Annotated in this window: 21 protein-coding genes and 2 pseudogenes; 11 read left to right on the forward strand and 12 right to left on the reverse strand. The window is 41.0% G+C overall.

What is annotated here, in order from left to right; translation table 11 throughout:
- The 3 genes from HADU_RS15295 to HADU_RS08635 form a co-directional block, all read right to left on the reverse strand.
- The coding region (locus HADU_RS15295) for a helix-turn-helix domain-containing protein (protein ID WP_008305406.1) at positions 1-169 on the reverse strand (169 nt) is incomplete at its 3' end.
- 535 nt (positions 170-704) lie between these two features.
- On the reverse strand, positions 705-1,364 hold the full coding sequence (locus tag HADU_RS08630; RefSeq protein ID WP_008305407.1) for an HAD-IB family hydrolase: 660 nt from the start codon (positions 1,362-1,364) through the stop codon (positions 705-707).
- The gene (locus tag HADU_RS08635) at positions 1,331-2,536 is read right to left on the reverse strand and encodes a DUF1615 family protein (protein WP_026056709.1); all 1,206 of its coding nucleotides are present in this window, start codon (positions 2,534-2,536) and stop codon (positions 1,331-1,333) included. Before HADU_RS08635 ends, HADU_RS08630 begins: the two co-directional genes overlap by 34 nt.
- A gap of 81 nt (positions 2,537-2,617) precedes the next feature.
- Between HADU_RS08635 and dusB the strand changes: the two genes are divergently transcribed.
- The 3 genes from dusB (at position 2,618) to HADU_RS08650 (ending at position 5,673) form a co-directional block, all read left to right on the forward strand.
- Positions 2,618-3,643, forward strand: a complete 1,026-nt coding sequence (gene dusB / locus HADU_RS08640; RefSeq protein WP_008305408.1) for a tRNA dihydrouridine synthase DusB — start codon at positions 2,618-2,620, stop codon at positions 3,641-3,643.
- 243 nt (positions 3,644-3,886) lie between these two features.
- Entirely contained in the window at positions 3,887-4,543 is a 657-nt protein-coding gene (locus tag HADU_RS08645; protein ID WP_008305409.1) for a hypothetical protein, read from the forward strand.
- A gap of 458 nt (positions 4,544-5,001) precedes the next feature.
- Positions 5,002-5,673: a glycine zipper domain-containing protein gene (locus HADU_RS08650; RefSeq protein WP_004894274.1), complete on the forward strand. Its 672-nt coding sequence runs from the start codon at positions 5,002-5,004 to the stop codon at positions 5,671-5,673.
- A gap of 69 nt (positions 5,674-5,742) precedes the next feature.
- Here the strand turns inward: HADU_RS08650 and HADU_RS08655 are convergent, their stop codons facing one another.
- The gene (locus tag HADU_RS08655) at positions 5,743-6,789 is read right to left on the reverse strand and encodes an NAD(P)H-dependent flavin oxidoreductase (RefSeq protein ID WP_008305410.1); all 1,047 of its coding nucleotides are present in this window, start codon (positions 6,787-6,789) and stop codon (positions 5,743-5,745) included.
- A gap of 205 nt (positions 6,790-6,994) precedes the next feature.
- Here HADU_RS08655 and HADU_RS08660 point away from each other — a divergent pair, with 205 nt between their 5' ends.
- From HADU_RS08660 to HADU_RS08670, 3 genes are all read left to right on the forward strand, one after another.
- Entirely contained in the window at positions 6,995-8,254 is a 1,260-nt protein-coding gene (locus HADU_RS08660; protein ID WP_008305412.1) for a putative DNA modification/repair radical SAM protein, read from the forward strand.
- Positions 8,254-9,033: a TIGR03915 family putative DNA repair protein gene (locus tag HADU_RS08665; RefSeq protein ID WP_008305414.1), complete on the forward strand. Its 780-nt coding sequence runs from the start codon at positions 8,254-8,256 to the stop codon at positions 9,031-9,033. Before HADU_RS08660 ends, HADU_RS08665 begins: the two co-directional genes overlap by 1 nt.
- A gap of 66 nt (positions 9,034-9,099) precedes the next feature.
- Entirely contained in the window at positions 9,100-9,609 is a 510-nt protein-coding gene (locus HADU_RS08670; protein ID WP_004812548.1) for a hypothetical protein, read from the forward strand.
- A 65-nt stretch (positions 9,610-9,674) separates the two neighbouring features.
- Here HADU_RS08670 and HADU_RS08675 read toward each other — a convergent pair.
- The 4 genes and pseudogenes from HADU_RS08675 to metK form a co-directional block, all read right to left on the reverse strand.
- Positions 9,675-10,885, reverse strand: a pseudogene (locus tag HADU_RS08675) (YeeE/YedE family protein).
- Positions 10,886-11,365: 480 nt separating this feature from the next.
- The gene (locus HADU_RS15510) at positions 11,366-11,590 is read right to left on the reverse strand and encodes a hypothetical protein (RefSeq protein WP_155756519.1); all 225 of its coding nucleotides are present in this window, start codon (positions 11,588-11,590) and stop codon (positions 11,366-11,368) included.
- Complete coding sequence (locus tag HADU_RS08680; protein ID WP_004812551.1) at positions 11,547-11,891, reverse strand: hypothetical protein; 345 nt, start codon at positions 11,889-11,891, stop codon at positions 11,547-11,549. The genes HADU_RS15510 and HADU_RS08680 overlap by 44 nt, the downstream gene beginning before the upstream one ends.
- A 168-nt stretch (positions 11,892-12,059) precedes the next feature.
- Complete coding sequence (gene metK, locus HADU_RS08685; protein WP_004812553.1) at positions 12,060-13,226, reverse strand: methionine adenosyltransferase; 1,167 nt, start codon at positions 13,224-13,226, stop codon at positions 12,060-12,062.
- A gap of 856 nt (positions 13,227-14,082) precedes the next feature.
- On the opposite strand from metK, the gene tkt reads away from it, so the two are divergent.
- The 4 genes from tkt (at position 14,083) to HADU_RS08705 (ending at position 17,766) form a co-directional block, all read left to right on the forward strand.
- On the forward strand, positions 14,083-16,071 hold the full coding sequence (tkt, locus tag HADU_RS08690; RefSeq protein WP_004894294.1) for a transketolase: 1,989 nt from the start codon (positions 14,083-14,085) through the stop codon (positions 16,069-16,071).
- 133 nt (positions 16,072-16,204) lie between these two features.
- Positions 16,205-16,420 carry a hypothetical protein gene (locus tag HADU_RS08695; protein WP_004812556.1) on the forward strand — a complete coding sequence of 72 codons (216 nt, stop codon included), beginning with the start codon at positions 16,205-16,207 and terminating at the stop codon, positions 16,418-16,420.
- Positions 16,421-16,596: 176 nt separating this feature from the next.
- Positions 16,597-17,052, forward strand: coding sequence for a GNAT family N-acetyltransferase (locus HADU_RS08700; RefSeq protein ID WP_004894298.1), 456 nt, complete (start codon positions 16,597-16,599; stop codon positions 17,050-17,052).
- A 126-nt stretch (positions 17,053-17,178) separates the two neighbouring features.
- Positions 17,179-17,766 (forward strand): YceI family protein, encoded by a 588-nt coding sequence (locus HADU_RS08705; RefSeq protein WP_004894301.1) that lies wholly within the window; start codon positions 17,179-17,181, stop codon positions 17,764-17,766.
- Positions 17,767-17,897: 131 nt separating this feature from the next.
- Here the strand turns inward: HADU_RS08705 and HADU_RS08710 are convergent, their stop codons facing one another.
- On the reverse strand, positions 17,898-18,614 hold the full coding sequence (locus HADU_RS08710) for a glutamine amidotransferase (protein ID WP_004894303.1): 717 nt from the start codon (positions 18,612-18,614) through the stop codon (positions 17,898-17,900).
- 234 nt (positions 18,615-18,848) lie between these two features.
- Here HADU_RS08710 and yfcF point away from each other — a divergent pair, with 234 nt between their 5' ends.
- Positions 18,849-19,514 carry a glutathione transferase gene (gene yfcF / locus HADU_RS08715; protein ID WP_008305420.1) on the forward strand — a complete coding sequence of 222 codons (666 nt, stop codon included), beginning with the start codon at positions 18,849-18,851 and terminating at the stop codon, positions 19,512-19,514.
- 83 nt (positions 19,515-19,597) lie between these two features.
- Here yfcF and HADU_RS08720 read toward each other — a convergent pair whose 3' ends face one another.
- The 3 genes and pseudogenes from HADU_RS08720 to HADU_RS08730 form a co-directional block, all read right to left on the reverse strand.
- The gene (locus HADU_RS08720) at positions 19,598-20,302 is read right to left on the reverse strand and encodes a type 1 glutamine amidotransferase domain-containing protein (RefSeq protein WP_008305422.1); all 705 of its coding nucleotides are present in this window, start codon (positions 20,300-20,302) and stop codon (positions 19,598-19,600) included.
- Between the two features lie 188 nt (positions 20,303-20,490).
- A complete protein-coding gene (locus tag HADU_RS15625; RefSeq protein WP_008305424.1) occupies positions 20,491-20,667 on the reverse strand; it encodes a hypothetical protein in 177 nt (58 codons plus the stop codon).
- A 222-nt stretch (positions 20,668-20,889) separates the two neighbouring features.
- Positions 20,890-21,760, reverse strand: a pseudogene (locus tag HADU_RS08730) (SDR family oxidoreductase).
- Positions 21,761-22,231 lie beyond the last annotated feature (471 nt).

A 22,231-nucleotide genomic window follows, 5' to 3' on the forward strand; every position in this document is an offset into this window, starting at 1 on the left:
AAACGTCATTGATGCTATTTCTTTTAAGCTCACGATAGATCGTACTAGGATGTCTTTTAATGAGTTCAGCAAATTTTCTGGCTGAAAAGCCTTCTTTTCTTGACTCAAGCATTAATGCAGTACGATCTTCAAAGTTAAGATGATGGTATGACAATTTTATATACTCCATAAACCCTTTAAATTAATTAGGTGGTTTATGTCGCACTTCAAGTTTTACTCTGCCCTCCATAAACCCTTTAAATTAATTAGGTGGTTTATGTCGCACTTCAAGTTTTACTCTGCCTAGTTTCCTTTCTTTGCGGCTGAAATGACGCGATCGCTTTCTTCTTTTTTCCATTTATGCCGACGTGCAGCACAAATAAATTTTGATAGCAAAATAAAAGGATTTTCACCGTATTGGATATATAGATTTCTTATGTATTTGGGGGGATTAAATTGATTCATAGTTACATTGCCTTAATGAAATTAAATCGCTGTACTAGGTTATTTGTGTGAAATGTATCACGATAAATGGCGTGTTATGATATTTATAGACTAAAGTTATAAGTATTAGATTTTATTTATATAAATATGAAAAATTATTATTTAGTCTATTCTGTTTAAAAATTTAAATAACCAGCTTAAATTATCTTTATATTTAATTATGTATCATGAATATTTAATTATAATTTCAACTTGAAAATACATTTATTATTTAAAGAATATTAATTTGAGAGTTTTTTTATAGTATTTAGATTTTCTAATACGGGTAATTTCTTGTCAAAGCCCACCATATAGCTATGCTGCGCTAAACTCAGCATTTCCTTATCTTCCTCACTATTCCCATAAGCATAAATCGTCTCGTAATCTACAAGATTGATTGCTTCTAAAATCCGTAATTTCTTTTGCAAACAGCTACAGTCGGGTGTTAGATATTTCCCTGTCAATTTTCCATTTTTGATTTCCACTTTGGAACAGAGCAGCTCAATACTTAGAGTATTAGCAATCATTTCCAGATATAGATCAATGGTTGCTGAAACCAGTATAACTTTATGTCCTAACTTTTGATGCATTTTCAGCTGCTCAAACAGGGCAGGGTCAAGATTCCCTAAAATCTTATTCGCGTATTGCAATGCTAAAGGGTAAATTATTTTTACATCAGCATCTTTAAACATGGCTAAATAAAGCTTTGGTCGCATGCGATGAGCAGGATAGAGTTTGAGATAATAAGCAGTAATCCACGGCAAAATTTTCAGACCACGCCAAATAATATGTCGTTTTTTCAGGACAGAAAAAATAAACCCTGTAAAGCTGTCATGTGGATACAGGGTGCCATCAAAGTCAAATAAGGCTAGAGCTTGAGGTTTTTGATTTTGCGCATGCATGTTTGGTAACGGCCATCTACACGGCTAGCAAACCAGTTGGTATTGTAATCACGACTCAATTTTGGTCCAGAAATCACCACTTCAGGCATGATGGCATAAAAAGGTTCTTTACCCGTTTGTTCCTGATATAGTTTCGCTACACCACGATAGGTCATGGTGTCTTCAAAATCCTTTTCCTTTTCCTTCTTCAGGTCAGAACGGATCTGACGCTCAGTAATAATGAAATTATGCTTGGCAAATACATTGATTAATTCACGTTCAGACTGACTTTTCTGAGAGCGGATACTGCCATCTTTGCTATATAGCAAGAGATCGCCATCCAGATCCAGTTCGGCTTCAGTCAGGTCATTGAGCATGCTCTGGAAGGCAGCATTACGACTGGAATACATGCCTGAATTATAGTCGGCAAAACGATAGATCGGTTTATCATAATCTGCCGGATACATCATCAGACGATGAATACCATAATACAGACCGCCATACTGACTATACAGATCGGTACGCAGTTCAGCGATATTGCCACCTTGACGCTTATGCTCCTTGGCATAGCTAATATGCACCTGCATCGAACCTAAAGTCGTAATCGGATTAAGCTTTTCGCCGATGTTTTGACCAAAGAGTTTGGCTGCACCCGTTAGGGCACTCACGTGATAATGTTTGGCCATATAGTCAAATATTTCACGATACAGTTCATCCAGTTCACGTTCAGTTTTAACCTTACGCATCTGGCTGAGATAGTTGTTATCCGGAGTGGGATGATTCTTCAGAACATCCTGGAAATATCCTGCAACTGTTCCACCGATACTTTCACCAAGTTTCTCGGTAAATTTTTCTTCCAGACGGCCTTGAACTTCTTTTACTGCTTTTTCGCCCAGACCAGCAACAGTTGGATTTGCGTGGAAATTAGATTCCTGATCCACCACTGCGACGATGGTACAGATATTCTGTTTAGTTTGGGGAATACCCAGTTGTTCGGTAATATCATAGATATCTTTAGCCCATGAATCACGATTGCTGACACGTGATGGAATCGCTTTAGGTATCTGGTCAGCTTCCATAGTTGGCTCATCAGAAGACCACCAGGAACCATTGCCACAGCCAGCAAGACTTAGGGATAAAGCAAGGACAGACCACGATTTAACAGTAAAAATTCGGTGAAGTGTGTTGTTCATGTTGTCTAAATCAGATTCCAGCAGATGAGCGATCAAGGCAGATGCAGTATACTATGCTCATCAACAAAGTGATGAATTTATATGTATATTGGTCCGTATCAACTATCAAATAATTTGATTGTTGCTCCCATGGCAGGCGTGACAGACCGTCCGTTCCGTACACTATGCAAATATTTTGGTGCAGGTCATGCTGTTAGTGAAATGATGACTTCAGACAAAACCCTGCGCATGAGTAAGAAAAGTTTGTACCGTGCTAATTTCGATGGCGAACTGGCGCCAATTTCTGCACAAATTGCCGGTTCAGATCCGCGTGATCTGGCAGAGGCGGCACGGTATCAGGTTGCGAACGGCGCACAAATTGTTGATATTAATATGGGTTGCCCAGCTAAAAAAGTCTGTAACAAGCTGGCTGGTTCGGCATTACTGCAAGATGAAGATCTGGTTGCACGTATTCTGGATGCCGTTGTTGCTGCAGTTGATGTCCCCGTGACTTTAAAAACCCGTCTGGGTTATTTAAATGGTCAGGAAAATATCATGCGTGTGGCCAAGCGGGCAGAAGAAGCCGGTATTGCGGCCTTGGCATTACATGGCCGTACCCGCGAAGATATGTATTTAAACACAGCGCGCTATTCACTGATTAAAGATGTCAAAGCGATGTTGAATATTCCCGTGATTGCGAACGGAGATATCGACAGTCCAGAAAAGGCCAAATATGTACTGGATTATACTGGTGCCGATGCGGTGATGATTGGACGTGCAGCGCAGGGACGTCCATGGATTTTTCGTGAAATCGCACATTATTTAAAGACTGGAGAACAGCTGGCTGCACCAAGTATTGCCGAAGTTAAAGAGGTCTTACTGGGTCACTTGGCTGAACTGTATGAATTTTACGGTGAATATTCTGGCTGCCGAATTTCCCGTAAACATATTGCCTGGTATACCAAAGGTCTGCGTTCCAGTAATGAGTTTCGTCAAAATATGTATAAGGTGGAAAGTACCGCAGATCAATATAAAGTGGTAGAAGACTATTTCAATAACCTGCTGGAGTATGGTCAGATCATGAGTGATGTGCAGGTCGAGCAGGTGAATCTTCTGGAAACAACCTGATTTTCCACATTACCTGAAATGAATTCCTTCTTAAGGTACTGTCGTTTAAACAGTACCTTTTTTATATCTATGTTATGCAATACAGTAGGCGTTTACATGATGGAAAACCTGTACAGAGTTAAGTACTAACTTCACTAAAACCGGACAGGACTTGGACAGTATTAACCTGAATTTTCTCTATGATAAAGGACATATACAAGATGAATTCCAATTTTGTCTAAATAAAATCAAGGGAGAATCAGAATGACAAATATTAATCGTCCAGTTTCAGAGATTAATCCGACTACTCAAACCGATCTGGTTGAGGACAATAACGCAATAAAACATGAAGAAGTTGTGAAAATGGATCCTTCAATCGCACAAGGTACTGATCCTAATTTAAATCCAGTAGATACTATAAGAACCCTTGATCCAGATGAGAAAGAGGCTAAAACTGGAGATCAGGCATTGGCAACCGGTGCCGGAAGTGTGGGTGGAGCGGCCATTGGCGCAACACTTGGTATGGTGGGTGGACCAGGAGGCTCCTTGATTGGCGGAGTCGTTGGCGGCGTACTTGGCGGAATCGCAGGTAAGGATATTTCAACACCAGATCATCCAGACCATGGTATTGAAAATTCCAGTCTATTAGGAGACCATGATAAGTATTGGCGCGAAGAGTATCAGAGCAGACCTTATTATAGTGAAAGCCGCAATGTGCATGGGGATCTGGACTATGATCGTGATTATCGCGGGGCTTACCAACTCGGTTATGAAAACCGTGAACATTACAATGGTAAAGAATTTAATGAAGCTGAACCTGACTTGCGAAGCAAATGGGAGCAATTCAAAGGTGAATCTCGTTTGACCTGGGAACAGGCTAAATATGCAGTCAAAGATGCATGGGATCGCACAACTCGCTAAACCACATTTTTAGATAAAACCTCTCTACTTCGGAGAGGTTTTTTATTGTTCTATAAATACAAATCTAACCTTTATTTGCTTTACAGCATTAGTCTGAATCCTTTAAATTAAGACTAGCTATTTTTAATACGTCTATTATATCCGAGGTATCTGACAGTCATCATTGAAAATGGGTAAGTGGATAATGTATTTAAAACGACTATTCATGAATAAATACAAAATTGAGGATTTCAAAAAATTATAATTATCTGGTTATAAAAACTATACTTATTTGATGTTTATTCATGCAATTTAGACATGTCTGTTACATCCGTAGTCTACAGGTACATAGCGTAGTATATATTCACTGAAACCGGACAGGACTTGGACAGTGTTAACCTGAATTTTCTCTATTATAAATAAATCAAAGACAAGATGAGATTTCCATCTTGGCTATAAAAGATCAAGGGAGATTTAGAATGACAAATACCAATCGACCAGTTTCAGATATTAACCCAGCTTCACATCGTGATTTGTCTCAAGAACGGACTGATGTATTAAGAGATGATGAAGCATTGAAAAGCAGCCCAACCACTTCAGGCAGTGCACGCCCAGATTTAAATTTACCAGATACCGAAAGCCATCGTGTTCCCGATATGAATGAAGCGGGTGATCATCCTGTGGCGACCAGTGCTGGAACCTTAGGTGGCGCTGCAGCAGGTGCGGCGATTGGAGCAGTCGGTGGTCCTGCAGGTGCAGTCGTCGGCGGCCTTGTTGGGGGAGTGGTAGGTGGCCTAGCTGGAAATGAAATGGCAGAATCAGCACGACCTACGCTAGATACACCAGAAGGTATTGCACTTTCAGGTTCAGAGAATTTACAGGACGATGATCACTACTGGCGTGAACAGCATCATCAGACGCCTTATTATAGTGAAAGCCGTAATGTCTATGGTGATTTGGACTATGATCGAGATTATCGTGGTGCATATCGCCTCGGTTATGAAAACCGTGAATATTACAATGGTAAAGAATTTAATGAAGCTGAACCTGATTTGCGTACCAAATGGGAACAGGTTAAAGGTGACTCCCGTCTCAATTGGGAAGAAGCCAAGTTTGCAGTGAAAGATGCATGGCATCGTGCGACTCGCTAAATTCTGTTACGCATAAAAAAACCTCTCAATATTGAGAGGTTTTTTTATTTTAATGAGAAGAAAAACTGCTTATTCTCGATGTTTAATCTCCAGAATCAGCTGGTTAACCAGGTCCGAAGCTTCCATTTCGCGTGTTTGTGCGGCGTTTGAGCCAGCCCAGAAAGCGCCATAGCCATGATCGCCATGTTGAACGGCTGCTGCATGTAATTGCTTGGCCAGGTCATAAGTATATGGATAGGCTGGTACATCCAGGCGATCCGGGGTGTCGATATCAGTATGCCAGTGATTGATAATGCCACGCGCAGGACGACCAGAAATGCTTGCAGTCACTTGAGTCAATGGTTTAGATAACAAGGCTTTACGATAGGCTTCATTGGCATTAGAGGTTTTGCACTGTACAAATGCCGTTCCCAGCTGAACGGCTTCAGCACCAAACTCCAGCATCTGTCGTGCCTGATAGCCGTCCATAATGCCCCCAGCGGCTACAATAGGCAAGGAGCAATACTGTTTAATCAGCTTGATTAAATTCGAAGTTTTGACTGAGGCATCAAATTTGGTGCTGAAAATTCCACGGTGCCCACCTGCTTCAATACCTTGAGCAATCACCACATCAATGCCAGCAGCCTCGATCGCACGTGCTTCAGCCAGATTGGTCGCAGAAACCATGGTGATAATTCCAGCCTCTTTAAGTGCTTGAACCTGATGCGAATGCGGAATACCGAAGTGAAAACTCACCGCTTTTGGACGTGTTTCCAGAACCAGATTCAGGAAATCATCATTGTCCCTAAAGCTTGGATAAATGCATTTCAAGGTTCTGGGTGGTTCTACACCAAACTGGGCGAATTTATCCTTGAACTGCTCGATCCAGGCTTGAGCGACAGTGTCATCTAAGTCTTCAGTTTTATGGCAGAAGAAATTGACCTGAAAAGGCTGATCGGTCAGCTCCTGAGTTTTAAGAATCTGTTCACGCGCAGACTGTACGCTACTGGCACCTAATCCTAATGAACCCAAAGCACACTGATTAGAGACTTCAGCGGCCAGCTCAGGTGTGGAGACACCGGCCATGGGTGCTAACAGAATTGGGTGTTTAATGCCTAATTTTTCCAATAAAGACATGGCTTTGCTCCTTGTTATCACCTTACTGTGCCTTCGCCTTGAAAATTAAGCAAATCATATTGGTTATTTTATTTTGAAATATTCGACTATAGTTACATAAGCATTACATTTGCGACGACACTCATTGTCGCTGTACTGATCGATTGCATAGTAGATGAAATCCTGCAGTTTTATAATACTGTTTTAGTTAAATTTTCCTAAACTCATGTCTGATCGTATACGTGAAAAATTACAGATTCTCGCTGATGCTGCCAAATATGATGTGTCCTGTTCATCTAGCGGCAGTAATCGAAAGAATAAAGATAAAGGTCTAGGCAATACCGGCAACGGGATCTGTCATAGCTATACTGAAGATGGCCGTTGTGTTTCCTTACTGAAAATCCTGTTTTCCAATGTCTGTATTTATGACTGCTCGTATTGCGTTTCGCGCCGTTCCAATGATGTAAAACGGGCCGCTTTTACCGTGCAGGAAGTGGTTGATCTGACCATGAACTTCTATCGTCGTAATTATATTGAAGGGCTGTTCTTGAGTTCAGGTATCTTTAAGTCTGCCGATTACACCATGGAGCGTATGCTGCAGGTAGTCAAGAAACTGCGGCTGGAAGAAAACTTTAATGGTTATATTCATCTTAAGACCATTCCGGGAGCTTCGCAGGAAATTATTACTGAAGCAGGTCTCTATGTGGACCGGATGAGTATCAATCTGGAAATGCCAACAGAAGATGGATTACGAAAATTTGCCCCAGAGAAAACTCATGCTGAAGTACAGAAAGATCTGGGCATTGTGCGTGATCTTCTGATTCAAATGAAAGACGAAAGTAAAATCATCAAGGCTGTACCCAAATTCGTACCGGCAGGCCAGACTACACAAATGGTGGTTGGGGCGCATAGTGAAACGGATCGTGATGTTATTCTGATGGCGGATCGGCATTACAAGGAATTCAAGCTAAAACGGGTATATTTCTCCGGTTATATCCCGATTAATGCTGAAGAAAAAGCACTACCGGCCGTGGGTTCAGCGCCACCATTATTACGTGAAAACCGGCTGTATCAATCTGACTGGTTAATGCGTTTTTATGGTTTTGATGCTGAAGAAATTGTCGATGATCAGCATCCGAATCTGGAACTGGATATTGATCCGAAGCTCAGCTGGGCATTACGTCATCCGGAAGCCTTTCCAGTCGATATTAACCGAGCCGAATATAAAATGATTCTGCGAGTACCGGGAATCGGAGTACGCTCAGCCAAAAAAATCGTTCAGGCGCGCCGTTTTGGTCAGATTCATATTGATCAGCTGAAACGTATGGGGGTAGCTTATAACCGTGCGCAGCATTTTATCCACTGCGCCGATACACCAAAATTTAAAAAAGAACAGCAATCACAACAGATTCGGCAGCAGATATTGCAGTCGGGTTATTCAAAATATCAGCAGCAACTTTCACCTCAACTGGGATTAGGGTTCTGATGGCCTGTTACTATTTTGATGGCACGATGACAGGACTATTGAGCTGTGTATTTCGTGCTTTTGAATTTCGTGAATTTGAGGTCAGAATTACTGCCAATCCACATGCACAAAATGGTCTGTTTGATGATTTTATTCATGTGGCGTCTAATGATGCGCATGGCCAGCGTGTCTGGCAAGGCTTAAAGCAGAAAGTCGGTTCAGGCAGCTTGAGGGCTTTTTACTATACCTTTTTGGCGGAGCAAGAACAGGCTTTTCAGGTCCTGTTTGACTTTGCGATATATGTTTTTCAGAGTCAGCGTCCAGTGGATCAAGACTATGGTCATGCTGCGGTATTGGGTATGTCACAATGGGCAAAACAGGTGGGACGCGAAAAGCACCGGATGGAAGCTTTTGTGCGTTTCAAAAAATGTCAGGATGGTTTGTTCTTAAGTTTGATCAAGCCAGATTTTAATGTGCTACCGATTATTAGCAAACACTTCAAGGAACGTTACCAGGATCAGACCTGGCTGATTTATGATGAACAGCGCAAATATGGTATCTACTATGATTTAAAAAAATTACATCAGGTAGAAATGAATGCCGTACAGATAGATCCACAAGTCCGGCTTGGACATAGTCAGTCTTTCAGCGTTGAACTGGATGATGAGGAATTACTCTATGACCAGCTTTGGAAAGACTATTTTCATAGTGTGAATATTCAGGCACGTAAGAATATGAAGCTGCATATTCAATATGTACCTAAACGCTATTGGCGATATATGAATGAAAAAGCACTTTGAAACACATGCTTCAGGATTTTCAGGCATAATCAGAACGTTATTGTTTTTTGATTGAGTGATGTGTTTATGAAGGTATGGCTGAGTACATTGGCGCTAGGCTTGACGTTGACTGCATGTTCGCAAGAACCCGAAAAGGTTGAGGTCGACCCCGCTCAGTATCAGGTTAAAAATGCTCAGGAATTACAGCAACGCTTTGATACCCTCAATCAAAAACTGGCAACTGACTTTAGCCAGTTTAAGAAAGTCGAAAGTATTGCCTTTGCGCATCAGTTCCCTTTAGATGTAAATAACCTGAGAACCTTGAATCAGCATTTGGTCGCAAGCACAGCACTTAAGTCCAGTAAAATGGCCTATTGCGATATGATGAATGGCTATTTTGCCGAGATGTATCGACTGGGACATTACAATCTTAATTTAGTGAATGATATTCAGCTGCCAAATACAGAAAAAGAAGATCTTAAAGCGAATTTCTCAACGGCTGATCAATTCTATACCTTTATTCTGGATCGCTATACCAGCTATCGTCAGGTACAACAAACCATGAACTATGGTTGTAATCTAAAAGCGGCACTATAAATTTTTAAAATTATTCAGTGCATAAAAGAAGCCCATCATCAGATGGGCTTCTTTATGTTGGAGTATTAACAGCCGGTCAGTTTTTCTGGCTGAGGTTTTTCGCCCGGGAAGAAAATCGGACGGAGTTTTACCCCAATACCATTCCCCACAAAGGCAAATACCAGCCATAACCAGCCATGTACACTGCCCGAAGCAATACCACTGAAATATGCGCCAATGTTACAACCATAAGCCAAACGTGCGCCGTAGCCGAGCATCAAGCCACCAATGACTGCTGCCAGTAATGAACGTTTTGGAATATTGAAATTCGGTGCAAATTTACCTGCCAGACTTGCAGCAAGCAGGGCGCCAAGCATGATGCCAAAGTTCATCATCGACGTGATGTCAAACCACAGTGATTCTGATAATGCTTTAGCATTGCCTGGTTGCTGCCAATATGCCCAAGAAGCAACATCTACACCTACGAAACTTGCCGATTCGCTGCCCAAACGGCAAGGGCAGAAGTTACCCCCCATGGACGTCCAGCCAGTGCCAAAGTCGCAAAGTTAAGCAGGGTTAAAATGATACCGCCCCAGATCAATGGCCATGGACCACGAAGAAAGCGTTTCCAACCTTGATACTGGCTTTGTGGTTCAGCTTCCAGACTGCCATGGCGTTTCTTTTCGAGAAACACAGTCGCAGCGGCAATAACTGCAAATACTAGAAAGCTGAGTAACAGGGCAGGTACTACCCCGAAGCTTTTCACAATCGAAATGGGTGCCAGATGTGGCAGATTAAACCACCAGTCGAGATGAGACGTTGCAATCAGCGAACCTGCACAGAAGAAGAACAGAGTTACCAGCATACGCGCACTACCACCACCAACGGTATAGAGCGTACCTGATGCACAGCCGCCACCGAGCTGCATGCCAATACCGAAAATAAAGGCACCAATCATGACTGACATGGAAACGGGATTAACATTACCTTTGACAGGATTACCGAACAGCTCACCAGCACCAAGGGCGGGAAAGAAAAGCAATACTGCCAGAGCGAGCATAATCATTTGCGCGCGTAACCCACGACCGCGGCGTTCCTTGATAAACACACGCCAGCTAGAAGTGAAACCAAAAGAAGCATGGTACAGGGTCATGCCCAAGGCGCCACCGACCAGGAATAAAAGCGCCTGATTCAGCCCTACGATTTGATAGGCACCGACCGTACCTAAAGCAAGTAAAATAAATGATACCCAAACCGATATATTAGAGCGGTTTGAGGATGCAGCAATCACTGACATAGGAGAGATAAAATATCAAAAAATAAAGTGTGTCATTTTACAGGCCTGTTTTTTCAAAGCGAGTCCAAAACCTAGAATTTACATTCCAATATCTGATTCTTCATATCAATTTAGCTTATATGGTGTTAAGTCAGATTGATGTGAAAGAGCGAGATATTCCAATAAAGGAACAACATGGCAGCGATAGCAAAAAAGGGAATATATTAACTGGCACTTAGCTTTAACGTCTTGGTAAAGTAAGCTGGTAATCGCGTCTAAAATTGCTAGTGAAAACATACCTACCATTATTGCGGCAGCTGAGATCAGTTGCTTAAGACTGAGCAAGATTTAAGACGTGGGAAATAATGTTCGTACAGAAAAGACAAGGGTAGCTGGTCTGCTAGTTTTTAATGATTTAGCGGTGGTATTGGCATGAACACTGATCTCATCCCAAGCACGGGCCAAGGCTCCAATGCATGATGATCCAGCTATATTGCAACCTCACGCCAGTTCTTGAGCTAAACCATGCATAATATAAATCCAGGTCAATTGGCTGAGTTCGGCTTCAGGCTTCTCTTTTCCAGGTATTAAATCTGAAAAGATAGATGAGAGAATAAAAAAGCCTGCAAAATGCAGGCTTTTTAAGGCACTGGAGCCTTGAAAAAGAATCAAGTAACCAGAATTAATTTTCAGCTTCTTGGCGTACTTTTGCTGCGCCTTCTTCAACTGAACCTGCAACAGAGGCGGTTGCATCTTTGGCTGCTTCTTTAGCACGTTGGGCTGCAGCTTCAGCACTTGCAGCTGCTCTATCTGTTGCTTCCGCTGTATTTGCTGCTGCATTATCCAGAGCTTGGTCGGTTTCAGCTGCAGCTTCGCGGCTCGCATCTTCCATATCATGACCTGCCTGTTCTGCAGCATTTTCCAGGTGCTCACCTGTAGTTGCGCCAGTTTCAGGTTGTTTTTCCTTGCTACAGCCTACAAGTGCCACAGTTGTCGCCAAACCTAAAGCAATAAGAAGTTTATTCATTGTGTTATATCCTTTTGTTGTCATAGATCACTGATATAAAAATATTATCGGAATCACGTGCTTCAGAATGCTACAAAATGTGGCGTTCGTGTAAATGTTGTCAACTATTTTATAAACTATTGAAAACAAAAAAGCCTGCTCTAAGGCAGGCTTTTTAAGCAAGAAAAATTACAGTCCAGCAGAAGCACGTAATGCTTCAACCTTATCTGTTTTTTCCCAGGTAAACGCAGTATCTGAACCTTCACGACCGAAGTGACCATAAGCTGCTGTTTGCTTATACATCGGCTGGATCAGGTTTAGCATACGGGTAATACCATATGGACGCAGATCGAAGTGCTCACGAACCAATTGAACGATCAACTCGTCAGATACTTTACCGGTATTAAAGGTATTGATTGAAATAGAAGTTGGCTCAGCCACACCAATTGCATAAGACACCTGAATTTCACATTTATCAGCAAGTCCAGCAGCAACGATATTTTTCGCTACATAACGACCTGCATAAGCAGCAGAACGGTCAACTTTCGATGGATCTTTACCAGAGAATGCACCACCACCATGACGCGCCATACCACCGTAAGTATCTACAATGATTTTTCGGCCAGTCAGACCACAGTCACCTACAGGACCACCGATTACGAACATACCGGTCGGGTTGATGTGGAATTTGGTTTCTGCATGGAACATTTCAGCTGGAATGATTTTCTTCACGATTTCTTCAATCACAGCTTCTTTCAGGTTCGCCTGTGAAATTTCAGGATCATGTTGAGTTGAAAGGACCACTGCATCTAAACGTACCGGCATGCCATTTTCATAAGCGAAAGTTACCTGGCTTTTCGCATCTGGGCGTAACCATGGTAATGAGCCATTACGACGTAGTTCAGCCTGCTTTTCCATTAGGCGGTGCGCATAAGAAATTGGCGCAGGCATTAATACGTCAGTTTCACGGCTGGCATAACCAAACATCAGGCCCTGGTCACCGGCACCTTGATCTTCTGGCTTTTGACGGTCTACACCCTGAGCAATTTCAGGAGATTGTTTACCGATCATGTTGATCACAGCACAGGTTGAACCATCAAAGCCAAGATCAGAATGATGATAACCAATGCCATTTACGGTTTGACGTACGATCGCTTCAAAGTCGACGTTTGCAGTTGTTGTGATTTCACCGGCAAGTACAACCGCACCCGTTTTTACAAGCGTTTCACAAGCAACCCGCGCATATGGGTCTTCTTTTAAGATTGCATCCAAAATAGCATCACTGATTTGGTCAGCCATTTTATCTGGATGGCCTTCGCTTACAGATTCCGAGGTAAATACAGCGTACTCGCGCATAAGTCCTATCACAGTTAAATTTAAAGACCCGATATGTTACATCGTGTTGCGTCGAAGGACTAGGTTTGAACGGTAAAATTGGCTGAAATTGTTTCAATTTAATTTGTTTTTATTTGAATACTGGTATTTGAAAAACTGATATACCGCTTATATCAGTGGCTTTTGCTTATGTTTTGCTCAATAAAAATATGGCAGCTTTTTTTGGTCATTTTTTGTAGCAGCAGAGCTAGGCTTCTTATACCTTAGATTAATTTTTCCAAAGAAGAAGCAATCTTATTGTTTGAAAATGCATTTTACTGTCGCAAACCACTCCATCAATCGTGATGATTTAAGCTAAGGTTAATGAGCTAAACGCTATTAATCTGATCGGCACATAATATATAGAAGGATTGCATCGAGACTTTGATCTAAAATTTATAAAATTTCATTGCATGTATAAGCCTACAGACTAGGCCTTATTTACTGAAAACGAAGAAGAGGGCAAAAGGTACAATACAGCAGCGAGCTTTAGTTTATTTTTAGTCCTGCCGATGAGGGAAATAATTTGAATCAATAAAAGCCATATATGTATATTTAAGTGGCTGACCTTTTCAAGAGAATAATAAAAATTTGATAGAAGGGAACTCGCTTGTAAAACATAAGAAAATTAGGGTTTTTATTGTGATGAAAATTGAGTATTAATCGGTGCCTGTACTTAAAAGTGTAGATTAAATGTACGTTGACCAATCTAAACAACAATAAAGTGATAAATATTGTAGGCTGGTCTTTACCCCTCGCTGTTTTTTTAAGACAATATGCAGCAGTTTTGAAAGTCTTTTCATCATTTTCTATTTCTGAATTATTTGGACACTGATTTATGACAACCCCGCTTAATGAACGTCGTGTTGCAAACGCAATTCGTGTATTGGCAATGGATGCTGTGCAAAAAGCAAACTCAGGACATCCAGGTGCTCCAATGGGGATGGCAGACATCGCTGATGTGGTTTGGCGCGAATTTTTAAGCCATAACCCGACTAACCCGAATTGGGCGAACCGCGACCGTTTTGTATTGTCGAACGGTCACGGCTCAATGCTGCAATATGCTCTTCTTCATTTAACGGGCTATGATCTTTCAATCGAAGATTTGAAATCATTCCGTCAATTACATTCTAAAACTCCAGGTCATCCGGAATTGGGCTATGCACCTGGTATTGAAACCACTACTGGTCCATTAGGCCAGGGTATTGCCAATGCCGTAGGTTTTGCACTGGCTGAAAAAACGCTTGCTGCGCAATTCAACAAAGACGATATTCAAGTTGTTGATCACTTTACTTACTGCTTCCTGGGCGATGGCTGCTTGATGGAAGGTGTTTCTCATGAAGCATGTTCATTAGCGGGTACTTTGGGTCTAGGCAAGCTGATCGCTTACTATGATGACAACGGCATTTCGATTGATGGCGAAGTTGAAGGCTGGTTCTCTGACGATACAGAGCAACGTTTCAAATCTTATGGCTGGCAGGTCATCAAAGTTGATGGTCATGATGCGGATGCAATCCGTCAAGCGACTGTAGAAGCGAAAGCTGAAGCGAACAAACCAACCATCATCATGTGTAAAACAGTGATTGGTTTAGGTTCACCAAACAAACAGGGTAAAGAAGACTGTCATGGTGCGCCTTTAGGTAATGATGAAATCGTATTGACTCGTGAAGCGCTTGGCTGGTCAGACGAAGCATTTGTTATTCCTGCTGAAGTTTATGCAGCATGGGATGCCAAAGAAAAAGGTTCACAAGCTGAAGCAGCCTGGAATGAAACTTTTGCCGCTTATGCAGCAAAATACCCAACTGAAGCAGCTGAATTAAAACGCCGTATTTCTGGTGATCTTCCAGCTGACTTTGTTGCAAAAGCAGATGCTTACATTGCTGAAGTAAATGCAAAAGAAGAAACGATTGCGACACGTAAAGCAAGCCAAAATACGTTGCAAGCACTTGTACCTTCTTTGCCTGAAGTGCTTGGCGGTTCTGCTGACCTTGCAGGCTCTAACCTGACCCTTTGGAAAGGTGCGCAAGGCGTACAGGACAATCCTGCAGGTAACTACGTACACTATGGCGTACGTGAGTTTGGTATGACTGCAATTGCCAATGGTGTAGCACTACACGGTGGTTTCATTCCGTATGTAGCAACATTCCTGATGTTTATGGAATATGCACGTAATGCAGTGCGTATGTCTGCTCTAATGAAACAGCGCGTAATTCATGTTTATACGCATGACTCAATCGGTCTAGGTGAAGATGGTCCAACACACCAACCGGTTGAACAAATCGCATCTTTACGTGGTACACCGAACCTGAATACATGGCGCCCATGTGACACTGTTGAAGCCGCGATTTCCTGGAAATCAGCTTTAATGCGTTCAGAAGGCCCAACGGCATTAATCTTCTCTCGTCAAAACTTGCCATTCCAGACCCGTACTCAAGCACAAATCGAGAACGCTGCGAAAGGTGGTTATGTACTGGCTGAAGAAAAAGGCGAATTGAAAGCGATCATTATTGCAACGGGTTCAGAAGTATCTCTGGCAATGGAAGCGTATGCACAACTTGAAGGTGTACGTGTAGTCTCTATGCCATGCGCTGAAGAATTCATGAAGCAAGATGCTGCTTACCGTGAAGCAGTTCTCCCTGCAGCGATTCGTGCACGTGTAGCGGTAGAAGCTGCACATGTGGATTACTGGTGGAAATTTGTAGGTCTTGACGGTCGTGTGATTGGTATGACTACTTATGGTGAATCTGCACCTGCGAAAGATCTGTTCCAGTTCTTCGGTATTACCACTGAAGCAGTTGTAGCAGCTGTAAAAGAGATTACTGCTTAATCAACTGATTAAACAGTTTTTAAAGGACGCCCCAGTTTTGGGGCGTCTTTTGTTTTTTCACTTTTTAGTGTTGTTTTCATGTGGCAACTGCTAAAAAGTTCTCCCATAGTCGAAATGAAAGAGTGAGATAAACATGAGCTTGTATGAACAAATTAACGATGAAATTACTTTAATGGATGCAGGCGAACAGAAATGGATCGGGCAGGATCTGCCTCTTGAAGCAATGATGGCAGTTGAGCTGTTACTTCAGGATCTGGCGGCTGAAAAAATTATTAAAGTGCGTCGTAAGAACCATGAAAAACATTCTGGTTTAAAGCAGATTGACCGTATTCTGGTGGAAAAGCTTTAAAATTGAAGGCTTAAATAGCCTCACATGGGGCTATTTTTGTACCAAAATAATCATCTGTATGAGTCATAGATATATTTTAAAAAATTGGCGTGAGTAAAATAAAAACATATCTTATCTTAATCATCAAAATAGCCTAAGCTAATTGAATCTATTTGAAATAGAAGAATCGTATAAAAATGATGATACAAGACCAGATTCAAATTGAGCCTCTAGAAAATATTACACAGCAGGAGTGGCTGCCATTATGGTTGGATTACCAGAATTTTTATCAGACTCAGCTCAGTGAAGAGGTAAATCAGCATACCTGGCAAAGGCTTACTGATCTTGCATTCGGCAATATGTATGGATTCGCAGCGATTCTGAATCAGCAGGTTATCGGCATTGTGCATGTCATTCAACATGACAGCTGCTGGACTTTAACGCCGTATGCCTATTTGCAAGATCTTTATACGCATATTGATTTTCGAGGGCGGGGTGTGGCACGAGCCTTGATTGAGAAAGTATATGTAGATGCTAAACAGCATGGATGTGATCGAGTGTATTGGTTAACTCATGAGAGCAATCGACAAGCACAGCAGCTCTATGAGCAGGTTGCCAAGAAAACCGGTTTTATTCAATACAAGATGACCTAATATTGACAAAGTCATCATGCTTACAATTTTACCGTTCCATGCATGCAACAAATCGTTCTATCTTTAGCGGTGCAAATAATTCTAATTAAGCTAGATTAGAACCTATTCAAAACAGAGGGTTATGACATGAAATTCAAGACATTGGCTTTGGGCCTGACTTTGGCTTCAGTAGCAACATTTTCTATGGCGAAGCCGGTTGCGTATACCATTGATCCAGGCCATACCGCGACTGTATTTAGCTGGAGTCACTTTGGTTTTTCGACACCATCTGCGAACTTTAGTGATATTCAGGGCACGATTACGGTTGATAATGAAAAGCCTGCTAACTCATCAGTAAATGTAACTATTCCGGTATCAAGTATTAATACCAATGTTAAAGCACTGGATGAGCATATTCAAAAAGCAGAATTCTTTGATGTAGAGAAATATCCAAACATCACGTTTAAAAGTACCAAGGTTCAGGCTTTAGGTAAAAACAAATATAAAATCACCGGTGATTTGACTATAAAAGGTGTAACCAAGCCAGTTGTGCTGGATGCAGTATTAAATAAACAGGCTGTTCATCCAATGACAAAACTGCAAACAATTGGCTTCAATGCGACCACGTCATTTAACCGTTCAGCTTTCAATGTGGGCGCTTATGTGCCAAATGTCGGTGATAAAATTACTGTAAACATTACCACTGAAGCATCTGTACCCGCTGCGAAAAAATAAGAAAAGACAAATTTAAAAAGCACCCTGTAGGGTGCTTTTTTATGGATGAAAATTAAGCTTTGCTAGAAATTAGTAGATAGCTAATCTGAAAGAATATCCTTTTATCATCCACTTAATTTGAAGAATAAAAATTAGCTGGTTTGAATATGCTTTAGAAATTCTTGAAGGATGGATACCGATACAGCTTCTAAAGCAGCAGCATATTGCTGATTGTCGGCACGTAAGGCTGCAATGTCGATATTCGCGTGACGCAGCTCACAGGTATGGCCAATCAGCCATTTCTCCAGACGCTCAGCTTCCACTTCAGCATGAAATTGCAGTGCCAGAATATTGCTGCCAATCCGGAAAGCCTGATTTGGATAGACCGCAGAACTTGCCAGAAGCTCAGCCTCTGTGGGCAGGTCGAACGTATCACCATGCCAATGTAATACTTCAAGATTTTCCAGATTTTTTAGTGGATTATTCTCCACAGATGTAAGGCTAAGCTTGGACCAACCAATCTCTTTGCTATGACCTGCATACACTTTTGCTCCTAATGCATGCGCAATAAGCTGTGCACCTAAACAAATTCCTAAAGTCGGCAAATTTTGCTGTAAACGAACTTTCAGTAAGTCTATTTCCTGCTGTAAGAAAGGATAGTCTTCAGTTTCATAAACGCCGATTGGACCACCTAAAATCACCGTCAGACCTGTATGTTCAAATGCCTGGGTCAGGTCATCGACCCCTGCTTCAAAATAACGTACGCGTAGGCCGAGCTGATAGAAAGTATCTTCCCACGCGCCAAGGTCTTCAAAGGCAAGATGCTGGATGGCATAGACCGTGTCTGGAAATTCGTCAAAATTAAGCATGATGGTGACTGATCAAAAGAAATGATTTAATTTAACTTGAATCATATGACTTGGAAAGCTGAATGCAGCTCAATGAGCTCCTCCATTTAGCAGTGGCTTGGTTGCAATTGCTTAAACTCTGTAAAGATACTCCGCTATTGTTCACTTCAGTTTGGGTATAACTTGGAACTTGATGACCGTATGCAATCCCATAGTTTTATATACTGATAACAACTCCATTAGGGGAGCCATGCTATGCAAAGTCTAAGCCTTTATATTGATCGTAAAAGATTAAGTCCCTATGCCATGTCGGTTTTTGTGGCCCTTAGAGAAAAACATGTCGATTTTAAAGAGATTAAAATCGATCTGGATAAGGATGAAAATAAATCAGATACCTATCTAAGAATCTGTAAAACTGGAAAAATTCCCTGCTTATCTGTGGATGGCTGGTCAATTTTTGAATCCATGGCAATTACTGAATTTCTGGATGAGCTTTTTCCAGCACCTGACTATCCGGCTCTTTATCCGGCAGATATTCGGGCGCGCGCTAAATGTCGGGCGGTACAAGCATTGCTTAAATCTGATTTTAGTCTGATATGTCAAAATATGCCTTCCACAGGTATCTTTCAGCCATTACCAGAACCTTATATTCCAGACCGGCATACCCAAGTGGAAATTGATCGATTAACCAGAGTAAGTGAGGCTTTGATTGGCGATCAATGGTTAAGTTCACAATGGAGTATTGCCGATTTTGATTTAGCCTTCATGCTACATCGATTATTGAGTTTTAAAGTCACCATCTCTGAAAGGCTTTATAGTTATGTCATGCGGAATTTTCAGCGCGAATCTGTGCATGTCTGGTTTAAATTAAGAGAACTGGAACGAGGTACATGGGATCCATCACCATTTGATGTGCCGTGAGTTGAGAAAAGCGTTCAAGGTTGATGGATTTAAGTCATGATTTAATTGTTTAAATAAATCCTGAATTGAGCAGAAATCAGGAGTTATTTATTCATGGGCATCTTCAGGATATTATTTAATAAATCTAACAGCGCATCCGCTGTTGCTGCAGATGATGCTGGATTTTGTCCGGTAATCAGTAAGCCATCCTGCTGCACATGGACTTGCCAATCATCAGCTTTGGAATAGTTCCCGCCATTTTCCTTCAGCATATCTTCGACCAAGAATGGAACAATATTCGTCAGGCCGACTCCCTCTTCTTCGGTATTGCTAAAACCAGTCACTAATTTGCCTGACACAATGGAGTGGCCTTCACTATCTTTTACCTTTTTCAGTACTCCTGGCGCATGACAGACCAGTGCGATAGGCTTATTGGATTGCAAGGTTTCTTCAATTAAATGGATTGAAGTGTAGTCATTGGCTAAATCCCATAACGGACCATGCCCACCTGGATAGAATACGGCATCAAACTCATCTGCATTTACTTCGCTTAATTTATGGGTATTGGCTAAAGCACGCATGGCAGTTGCATCTGCTTCAAAACGTCTGGTTGCTTCAGTTTGGGCATCTTCAGCACTGCTTTTAGGATCAAGCGGCGGGTGACCACCTTGTGGGGAGACTAAAGTGATTTCGGCTCCTGCATCAATGAATCGATAATATGGGGCAGCTAGTTCCTCTAGCCAGAAACCGGTTTTTTCGCCTGTGTCACCAAGTTGATCATGAGAGGTCAGAACAATCAAAATTTTCATATGTTTACCTAAGATTATGTCAGATTTAAAATTTAATAAGTAAAATTATTGGATAGATGGATAGGAGAAAAATTGCCATCGTTAAACTGGAAACTTAAATTTAAAACAGCTTGGATTTGATATTTTGTAGCAATCCTTAAAACAAATGTTTTAAACACCTATATATATGAAATGTTTTAAAAAAATCATTACGATTGATCAGAACTTTTCTTTTTCTTTCCGCCACCATCCTGTTTATTGACTGTAGACCAAGCAATACGTTCAGCCTCTTCTTCAGAACGTCCTTGTTCTTTCTCACTTTCTTCAATATGTTTAGCTTGCCGTTTCTGTTTTTCCGTATAGGCAGATTTATCACCTCTAGGCATAGGCTGATCCTCACATGCGGTCTAATATGGGAATGACTATAACAAGGACTTGATTTAGGCAAAGTAAGCTTCTGTCAGGATTTGTTTGAATTGTTTTATAGTTCATTAAATGACTGGAACATTTATATCTAACTTATTTTTAGGTTTAAAGATGAAGCCAATTTTAAAATCTTAATTTTGAACAGGATAATGACCCTAGAGTCATTATCCTAAAGCTTTTATTTAGCCATTAACAATGCTGCCACCATTTACGTGGATCACCTGACCCGAGATATAGCTGGCTTCTTCACTAGCCAGAAATAAATAGGCTGGAGCGACTTCACTTGGCTGTCCCATGCGGCCCATCGGTGTCTGTTTACCAAACTCTTTTAAGGTTTCTTCATCAAAAACTACTTGGAATAAGTGGGGTCCAGATCGGGCCGGGTGCAACCCCATTAACACGAATACCTGTCTTGTTTTTCAGCAAATTGGTCGAAAGACTACGGGTAAACGTGGTAATTGCACCCTTAGTGCTGGAGTAGTCGATCAGTTCATCATGTCCGTGATAGCTGGTAATACTGGTGGTATTAATAATACTGTCACCTGCCTGCATATGTGGGAGAACCGCCTGAGTTAAATGAAACATACTCAGAATATTGGTGTTAAAAGTTTGATATAGCTGTTCAGGAGAGATATCGGTAATACTTTTCTGCGGATATTGTACTCCTGCATTATTTACCAGAATATTAATTGTCTTGAATTCCTGAATAGTCTGTTTCACCAGATCTTGAATTTCTTCTGGTTGCTGCAAGTCACATTTGATCAGTAGACAGCGCTGTCCTTCTGCTTCAACCATTTTCTTTGTATCTTTTGCATCCTGATCTTCGTCCAGATAGCAAATCGCGATATCCGCTCCTTCACGGGCAAACAGGACAGATACCGAACGGCCAATCCCACTATCTCCACCGGTAATAAGAGCAACTTTGCCTTTCAATTTCTCGCTACCTTTATAGTGAGGTTTAATAATCTCTGGCTTTGGGTTCATTGCAGTCTGAACACCAGGCTGATGGTCTTGTGTTTCGGTTGAATTTGGGGTTTCAGGATAATTATTCATATATTTTCAGGTCCATTGTTGAGTGTAATGACAGAAAAATATATTAGGGAGATTTTCCAGAAATAGGCTAAGACCTGACATTTCATAACAGAATCTATGCAGGAGATTGCATTTGTTGAATTAGGTTTACATTTGAAGGTTTATATAAAGATATTTAAGATAAATTAAATATTATAATATTTAATTTAATATATTGAATTAAATTTTAAGATTATCTTAAGATAATAAATAGATTTAGACTTAAGTCTATTATTTTTATTAAAATAAAGAGCTTTATATAAATAAAAGATAATAATTATTAATTTTTATAATTTAGTAAAATTGGAATGGATAAAATCATAATGATTTCATGTTGTTAAGTTAAATCAATTGGGATTATTAATTTAATTTGTAAGATAATTTTGGAAAAATTAAATACTTGAAAAATAAATAAAATAAACGTTTAATAGACCTCTTTCATAAATCATTTTT

The sequence above is a fragment of the Acinetobacter sp. HA genome (assembly GCF_000264725.1).
In the GTDB taxonomy this organism is placed as follows: Bacteria; Pseudomonadota; Gammaproteobacteria; order Pseudomonadales; family Moraxellaceae; genus Acinetobacter; species Acinetobacter schindleri.

What these genes read in the sequence shown, in the direction of transcription:
- HADU_RS08630 (WP_008305407.1), bottom strand. Translation starts at nt 1,364, where the DNA reads ATGCATGCGCAAAATCAAAAACCTCAAGCTCTAGCCTTATTTGACTTT.
- HADU_RS08635 (WP_026056709.1), bottom strand. Translation starts at nt 2,536, where the DNA reads ATGAACAACACACTTCACCGAATTTTTACTGTTAAATCGTGGTCTGTC.
- dusB (WP_008305408.1), top strand. Translation starts at nt 2,618, where the DNA reads ATGTATATTGGTCCGTATCAACTATCAAATAATTTGATTGTTGCTCCC.
- HADU_RS08645 (WP_008305409.1), top strand. Translation starts at nt 3,887, where the DNA reads ATGACAAATATTAATCGTCCAGTTTCAGAGATTAATCCGACTACTCAA.
- HADU_RS08650 (WP_004894274.1), top strand. Translation starts at nt 5,002, where the DNA reads ATGACAAATACCAATCGACCAGTTTCAGATATTAACCCAGCTTCACAT.
- HADU_RS08655 (WP_008305410.1), bottom strand. Translation starts at nt 6,789, where the DNA reads ATGTCTTTATTGGAAAAATTAGGCATTAAACACCCAATTCTGTTAGCA.
- HADU_RS08660 (WP_008305412.1), top strand. Translation starts at nt 6,995, where the DNA reads ATGTCTGATCGTATACGTGAAAAATTACAGATTCTCGCTGATGCTGCC.
- HADU_RS08665 (WP_008305414.1), top strand. Translation starts at nt 8,254, where the DNA reads ATGGCCTGTTACTATTTTGATGGCACGATGACAGGACTATTGAGCTGT.
- HADU_RS08670 (WP_004812548.1), top strand. Translation starts at nt 9,100, where the DNA reads ATGAAGGTATGGCTGAGTACATTGGCGCTAGGCTTGACGTTGACTGCA.
- HADU_RS08680 (WP_004812551.1), bottom strand. Translation starts at nt 11,891, where the DNA reads ATGAATAAACTTCTTATTGCTTTAGGTTTGGCGACAACTGTGGCACTT.
- metK (WP_004812553.1), bottom strand. Translation starts at nt 13,226, where the DNA reads ATGCGCGAGTACGCTGTATTTACCTCGGAATCTGTAAGCGAAGGCCAT.
- tkt (WP_004894294.1), top strand. Translation starts at nt 14,083, where the DNA reads ATGACAACCCCGCTTAATGAACGTCGTGTTGCAAACGCAATTCGTGTA.
- HADU_RS08695 (WP_004812556.1), top strand. Translation starts at nt 16,205, where the DNA reads ATGAGCTTGTATGAACAAATTAACGATGAAATTACTTTAATGGATGCA.
- HADU_RS08700 (WP_004894298.1), top strand. Translation starts at nt 16,597, where the DNA reads ATGATGATACAAGACCAGATTCAAATTGAGCCTCTAGAAAATATTACA.
- HADU_RS08705 (WP_004894301.1), top strand. Translation starts at nt 17,179, where the DNA reads ATGAAATTCAAGACATTGGCTTTGGGCCTGACTTTGGCTTCAGTAGCA.
- HADU_RS08710 (WP_004894303.1), bottom strand. Translation starts at nt 18,614, where the DNA reads ATGCTTAATTTTGACGAATTTCCAGACACGGTCTATGCCATCCAGCAT.
- yfcF (WP_008305420.1), top strand. Translation starts at nt 18,849, where the DNA reads ATGCAAAGTCTAAGCCTTTATATTGATCGTAAAAGATTAAGTCCCTAT.
- HADU_RS08720 (WP_008305422.1), bottom strand. Translation starts at nt 20,302, where the DNA reads ATGAAAATTTTGATTGTTCTGACCTCTCATGATCAACTTGGTGACACA.
- HADU_RS15625 (WP_008305424.1), bottom strand. Translation starts at nt 20,667, where the DNA reads ATGCCTAGAGGTGATAAATCTGCCTATACGGAAAAACAGAAACGGCAA.